Annotated in this window: 5 protein-coding genes; 1 reads left to right on the forward strand and 4 read right to left on the reverse strand. The window is 53.1% G+C overall.

Annotation, left to right across the window (positions count from 1 at the left end; translation table 11 throughout):
• Positions 1–671 precede the first annotated feature (671 nt).
• Both VMW13_06290 and VMW13_06295 read right to left on the reverse strand, forming a co-directional pair.
• Entirely contained in the window at positions 672–2,348 is a 1,677-nt protein-coding gene (locus tag VMW13_06290; GenBank protein HUV44422.1) for an FMN-binding glutamate synthase family protein, read from the reverse strand.
• 15 nt (positions 2,349–2,363) lie between these two features.
• Complete coding sequence (locus VMW13_06295) at positions 2,364–5,012, reverse strand: PEP/pyruvate-binding domain-containing protein (GenBank protein ID HUV44423.1); 2,649 nt, start codon at positions 5,010–5,012, stop codon at positions 2,364–2,366.
• A 353-nt stretch (positions 5,013–5,365) separates the two neighbouring features.
• Between VMW13_06295 and VMW13_06300 the strand changes: the two genes are divergently transcribed.
• Positions 5,366–5,467 carry a DUF5679 domain-containing protein gene (locus tag VMW13_06300; protein ID HUV44424.1) on the forward strand — a complete coding sequence of 34 codons (102 nt, stop codon included), beginning with the start codon at positions 5,366–5,368 and terminating at the stop codon, positions 5,465–5,467.
• A gap of 207 nt (positions 5,468–5,674) precedes the next feature.
• Here VMW13_06300 and VMW13_06305 read toward each other — a convergent pair whose 3' ends face one another.
• Both VMW13_06305 and VMW13_06310 read right to left on the reverse strand, forming a co-directional pair.
• Positions 5,675–6,211: a hypothetical protein gene (locus tag VMW13_06305; GenBank protein ID HUV44425.1), complete on the reverse strand. Its 537-nt coding sequence runs from the start codon at positions 6,209–6,211 to the stop codon at positions 5,675–5,677.
• 301 nt (positions 6,212–6,512) lie between these two features.
• On the reverse strand, positions 6,513–6,781 hold a 269-nt coding region (locus tag VMW13_06310; GenBank protein ID HUV44426.1), incomplete at its 5' end, for a hypothetical protein.

Consider the following 6,781-nt stretch of genomic DNA (forward strand, 5'->3'; position numbering starts at 1 on the left):
TGATAAGACTGAGGTCCCTGGTTCGAGCCCAGGATGGCCCACCAAAAAAATCCCTTCTCCCGCTCCTTTCTGTATTCTCATGATTTAGTGCCCATCGCTGGCAGGCTGGCGTATTTTCTGGACAATGTCAACGCCCTAAAAATTCCATCTTGTCTCGACGCTCTCCAGCCGTAAACAGGAGCGGCGAAATGGTCAGATGACTTGGCACTCAAAATACACACTTGTGGTCAGAAGGCACTCAAATGTCCACTTTGCCTGAGAGCGACATAGAGGTTGCCGTTTCTTATCTAGAGACTCCACAATTAAATCAATGATTAGCCCGCCTGAATGGCAATCTTGGCAAGGCAGAAGGTCATCCCCGTACCCTTCTATAAAAAAGGACAGGTTATGGTTGATATTTGGCTCGTGTATTGGCCCGAGCCGTCTTGAAGAGATTTAAAAAGCAAAGGCTAGCAGACAATTGAAGACCTGCTAGCCTTCCCAACCTGGACAGCATTTGTGACAGAGGCATCACGTGCATTGGCGGTCAAGCGGAGTAGCGGCGCTCCCCCCTGCCATTATGGGCCTGCTGACTGTCCTGGAAATGACCTGAGGGACCGCCGGTTACCTCCGGTTGAGAACCTGACCAGGACTGACGCCGCTGCGCAGATTGTCGTCGGCGAGTTCAGCCCCTATTCGTAGGTCCGAATCCTGTGATAGGTGCTCTTGAAGTCTGCAGCACTGCCACGGGCCATGCTCTCATCGAGACCACCATAGCGCTCTGTCAGAATCGCCATCGCCTCTTTCCGGTAGGCATCCATGAGATAAGGGATGCCCGTGACCTTTGTGCATTCTTCGGTAAGCGACATCAAGTCATGGCGATCGATTGCAGGCACACTGAAGCAACGGGCACCCGCCATTAGCTGTTGCAGACCTACTCTAAGCTTCTGGATGTAGCTGTATATGCCCATTGCGCCCATTGGCAGATTCTTCATCTCGTCGGCACCAACGAGGTCTTTGACCTCTTCGTAGCAGACAAATATCTCCTCCGGGGTAGAGCCATACTGCCCTACGGTTTTTGGCAACTTGCCTTCTTTGAGCCACTGGGAGATGTTCTTGCCGACCATCCCCGGAATCATCAGCGCCCTTCCCATACACACTGCCTTCACGAATGGGGCCCCCAGGGCCAGCGCTTTGAAGATGCCATCCTCACTGCTGAAGCCGCCGGCAAAGGCAATATCAGGCACCCGTTCCCCCCGGTTGGCTAATCTCTGAGCGAACTCCTGGGCCGCCGAGTGCAGATACAGGCTGGGCATACCCCATTCCTCCATCATGCGCCACGGGCTCATCCCCGTACCACCAGGAGCACCGTCTATGGTGAGAAGGTCGATGTGGGCTTTTGAGCTCCACTTGATGGCCATTGCCAGCTCACGCAAGCCGTAGGCACCCGTCTTCAGGGTGATGCGACTGAACCCCAGGTCACGCAGACGCTCGACCTCAGCATAGAAACTCTCTTCGTCAATGAAGCCAAGTCGACTGTGACGTTCAAACTCCTTGAGGGAACCATCCTCGAATGCCGCCTGGTTTATTGGATGTGATGGATCAGGGGTGACGATGTAGCCCCGCCTCTGTAGTTCCAGAGCCCGCTCCAGACTGTCGACCTTTATCTCGCCACCAATACACTTGGCACCCTGACCCCACTTAAGCTCGATGCTATCAAGCCCATGCTTTGTCCTTACATATTCGGCAACTCCCAGCCGGGTATCCTCGACGTTCATCTGTACTAGAATTTCGCCGTAACCGCGGTGGTAACGGCGATATGTTTCAATGCGGCGGTCCATATCCGGTGACGATATTATCTTGCCATTGTCATCAAGTTCCAGTTGCGGGTCGATACCGCAGACATTCTCACCGCATACCAGCGTAATCCCACTCAGTGCAGCGCCGACAGCAAAGTGGTCCCAGTTTTTCCGGGCTATCTCGGTAGAACCAAGGGCACCGGTAAATATCGGCATGGCCATATTGACCTTGCTATCCCAGCCATACTCCGTCTCTGTATTCACGGCCGGGAAAATCGCCGTATCGGAATCTCCGGTAACACCCATCGGTAGCCCCTTAGCCCCGAGGGCGTAACCCTGTACATTCAGGTGTGAGTAATCAATGGGGTAATCCTTATCACCACCTGCAGTAATATCACCAAAGGGCCCGGGATAGAGTAGCTCCCGGCCACGGAAAGTTGCTCGGAATACCTCACAGTTTCCAGTGCAGCCGTCGATACAGCGGGTACACAATCCGCTCATCGGAACCACACTTCTAGAGCGATTGGCACTCTGGGTAGCATCGTTGGCATTTGGTCTTTGCAGATTCATCTTCTTTTTCCCTCCCTATACGAATGGTTTTGGTGATTCTCTATCCAGAAAACAGATGGCACGACGGTTCCTTGGGTCAGCAACGACCTTCGCCGTACTACCACCTGTGACCGCTTTCACATCTATCACATGCATCACCTCCTCAAGATTGCTGAGTTCCGGCAGCAGGTCTTTAAGTATATTAGGTGACCCGGTGAAGAACTCTGTGTTGAAATCAGTGCTGTCGTCGTCGGGATAGACTGGGAGATAGAGTATCTCCGCCTCAACGAGGTCCTGGAAGAAGTGAGTCCCGTAGGAGACCTCCGGTTCATGCCCTGCCTCCACACGAGCAACCTCTACCAGCACCGCGACATCCCGAATATCGGCATAGCTTACGTTGACGCCAAGGTCGATATTGCTGCTGCCCCAGCGGCCTGGCCCCATTACCATGAACCTGCCCTCCCGCTTGTGCAGTGTCTCATTCAGTTTGCCGACTGCCCGGCCCAGGGCCCTTTTCTGCTGCAAGTTGGCCAGGTGGGTATACTTCCGGGGGTCGATGTATATGATGTAACGAATGTCGCTGACCAGACCGGCACTTATTGCACGATTAGAGCGAAAAAGTACCTGCTCCCGGGGAAGGTTCTCCGGGATGGTAACCTCCATCCCCACCGAGCGGGGTACACGCAGCGAACGGCACTGCAGCAGGTTTATCTTCACATTGTTCTCTCCGTCAATGTAGGCCGTGAACTCAATATCCACCGGTTGGCCCCAGGCTCGCTCGAGCCTGGCTAGAATGTCGCCCATGATTCCAACAAACTTGGTCCGCTCTATGATGTTATTGAAGGTCAGCAGGAGATTCTTCCCTTTGGTAGAAGGAGTGATATGCCAGTCCCGTATGTATCCATCTTCTACCACCGAAACCAGCAGGTTCAGACCAGGATAGCCGTCATCTCTGACCAGTTCCGTAAAGGACCTGGTTTCAAAAGTGTTCGACGCAAGGTCAAGAACGTCCGCCTGACGCTGGGAGTACTTGACGATCTCCATGCCGATTTCCGGCCTGAGTTGGGGATGGCTTACGGCAATCATGCGCGGATAGTCGCCACTCACGCGATTGACGGCACGGGTGCCCAAACCGAAGACCAGCCGTATCATTCCCTTGGCAGGGTCAATCCGGTCTGTCCAGGCATAAAGGTTCCTCGAAAAAGCTACTCCCGCCAGGCTGGGGAAGAAGTACTGCTTGAAGGGCATCCCGGAAACCCGCTGCACCAGGATTGCCATCTGCTCATCGCCCTCTATAAGCCCCCGCCGGTGCCGATAGGAAAGGGCATCCGGGTTCAGGGCACTGGCATAGACCAGCTTGACCGCCCTCAAGAAAGCCTCCAGCCGGTCCTCCGGGCTCCCCTGGTTCACGCAGAACTCACTGAGGTACTTGCCGGCGAAAGCATCCGTAAAACTGTCCTCAAGCAGGCTTGACGAGCGGACTATAATGGGTGCCTGGCCGTAGTAGTCAAGCATGCCGTGGAACTGCTCTATTATTTCTTCGGGGAATTTGCCGGTAAGGAATCTTCGCTCAACATGCGCAAACTCATCCCAGGTTATCTTTCCCGTTCTTGACAGCTCGAATCTAAGCTGGAACAGGTCGTTGTTCACCAGAAAGGTGAAGAACACGTCCGAGCCGATATAGAATGAGTCGTGCTCCTCCAGCACCTGGCTGAAATCAGTCTCACCTTCGTCGGTGGTCAGAACACGCCTGGCCAGCAACATGCCCGCCGCTTTGCCTCCTATGCGACCGTAACCAATGAGGCGATTCCTCACCTGCAAGAGGTCATTCAGGGTCAGGTAACGATTGGCGAGCTGATTGAATTTGGGGTGATTGCCAACCATCATCCGGGATAACGCATCCTTGAGTGACTTCGTTTCCTGGGTCTCCTTCGCCAGGTCTTCCCCGGTCTCCTGAAACTGGATAAGCTTACGATATACAGAGTCCCAGGGAGCAATTGACTGCGAGCTTATGTCGACGGGACGATGGCTGACTGTGGTCAGTATCGTCGCTGCATCACCGCTCTTCGATACAGGCTCCCAGCCTTTGCCGTTAATCCGGTGAGGCAGAAACATCTGCGGTGAGTGGCGTTCCCAGACCTTTATCGGGTGGGCGTACACGCTGCCGCTAACATGGTAAACATCTACCAGGACCTGTGTAGTATTGCGTATTCGGGCAATGGCACTGTGGCTGTGCTGGCCACGTCGTAAGGCAAAGTAAGCGACATCATCGAGTTGAAAGAGATAGGGGCAGGTTACCTGAAAGAAATTAGCCAGAAGCTCGTCAGTAGCCCACTCGTCGACCAAAGCGGAAAGGTTGTCAAAGACGTAACATGCTCTCCGTCCGTATCCCTCGATTACCTTGTGTACCTCGGTACTGAAGTAGTCAAAACCGAGAGCGGGGTTAATCTCGGTGATGGTAAGTCCGGGGCTGGGTTCCAGGACCATCGGATGAGGAGCGAAACGGAGGTATATGCACTTGGAACCGTCATGAATGGCCTGGTCGGCGAAAGCCCGGGCAAAGTAGGGGTAATCCTCCAGACGGTCGACTTGCCAGACAACATTATCACCCAGGCGAAGTCGCTGAAGAAGTTCGTCAAGCGGAGCCAATCCGCTGCTGACCTCTCTGGAAGTTGCTCTCTGCATTTAGGACACCCCCTTGCTTAAGCAGGAGGTATACGGTTGCCTCTTTCTGTATATTCTACCATCTCGCTATACGACTTGTCAATACCCCTTATCAACAAATTACAAGCACATTTCTATGCGCGGAGAATCATGACCGGACTGCGACTACCTGTTCAGTATATTGGTCTACTATAGATAATACGGCAACTTGTAGCACCGTATTGCCGTATTGTTGTTCGGTATTCCTGGTCGTCTCCCTGCAAACTGGACAGTGCAGAACGGCAGCAGTTCCGTAACTAAGGCTGCACGGAGTCAGCAGCGAGTGCCCTTATGCGTTAGCTCTGAAGGGCTAGAGCCCGGTCATCGCACGCTGGATGAAGGCCAGCGCAGCCATGACGATGAAGAACGGAAAGCCGGCGACTCAGGGTGTCTGTTCCACCTGCGGTACGAAGATGTTCAGGATCGGTAAGAGCTAGGTCTTTACTGGCATAACCATAGGATAGAAGAGGCTGGGTTTTCCCGGTATCGGGATGCCCAGCCTCTTTCCTTTTTCTCCGCAGGCAACTAAATAGGCTACTGTGACTTGGCCACACATTCCATTCTTATGTGCGACTGCAACAGTTCAGGAGATTGCCACAAGAACGTGTCACCTGATGTTTGATAGTCGGGTGGCTAACAAGATCTCAGTCTTGACCTTGCACTTCCAATAGTCGCCGGATTGTAGAGTGGACCGACCTTGCGACCTCATACCTTATCTTGTCTCCTATCATCACCTTGTTGAAGTCATGTCTACTGGCAAAGTATGCCAAAGTATCCCCTTGTACCAGGTTGTTGATTGGATCAGAGGACTCCACTCTGATGGAGACGAGATACTTGATTTGAAGATAGTTCCCATGTATTTCATTTTCCAGTGATTCGCTGATGATGGCATTTTTATCTCGAATGGTGAAATACCCCTCATAATCGCTATCTTTTACCAGGACATATGGGCCGTCGTCACCGGGTGTATTAGTCAAGATTGTATAGGAAGTATTATCTTTTATCCCTGTCACTATCTTATGGTCGACAATACCGTCAACAACAGGTCCAGCGCCAATGCAACCAGTCAAGAAATTCATCACCGAAGCCATAACCAATGCGAGAGTGGTGGCAATCAGGATGAGGCGCCCCCATTTCTGGAATAGGTTCTCAGGTATGTCCGCGCCTTTGGTTCTTAACACTATCGCCTACTTTACATCTGAACACTGGGTTTGCGCTCAAGAATACATCCCCTTGACGTAGGATGTTAATAGTGGACACCAAACCTTTCATGCTGCCAGCAGCCCTGCGTAGTATCTTTTCTCGTAGACCGCGGGTGACAGGAAGCCGAGCCTTGCCTGCCATTCCATGCCGCTTCCTCCCGACCACTCGGAGTGAAGAGGACGTGAGCATCGTTCATATACTACTACCTTAATTCTACCGTATGGATTGGTGGAGTTCAATCCCTCTTTAGTACCGGGTCGACTGCCTGGCAGTTGATTTCTACTTGTGCCTGGCAATGAGAAGGCTGTTTCCCTTCCATCTCTTTCGCTCCTGTATCCTGAGCTGATTCCGGGTCCGTATTGCGCCCTCCACGCGGGTTATGGAAGTCGAACCGGCTGACAACAGGAAGACACCGTCCGGCGAGAGTTGGCCGGCTGCCTGTCCGGCGGTCAGGGCCAGTGCTTCGGTGCCCTCATTCTCCCGCAGCGTCCCGGCAATAATGTCAGCCTGTTCCCCGTCTTCAAGCGCGATGCCCACCTGGTGTGAGA

This window comes from Dehalococcoidales bacterium, assembly GCA_035529395.1.
GTDB lineage: Bacteria > Chloroflexota > Dehalococcoidia > Dehalococcoidales > Fen-1064 > DUES01.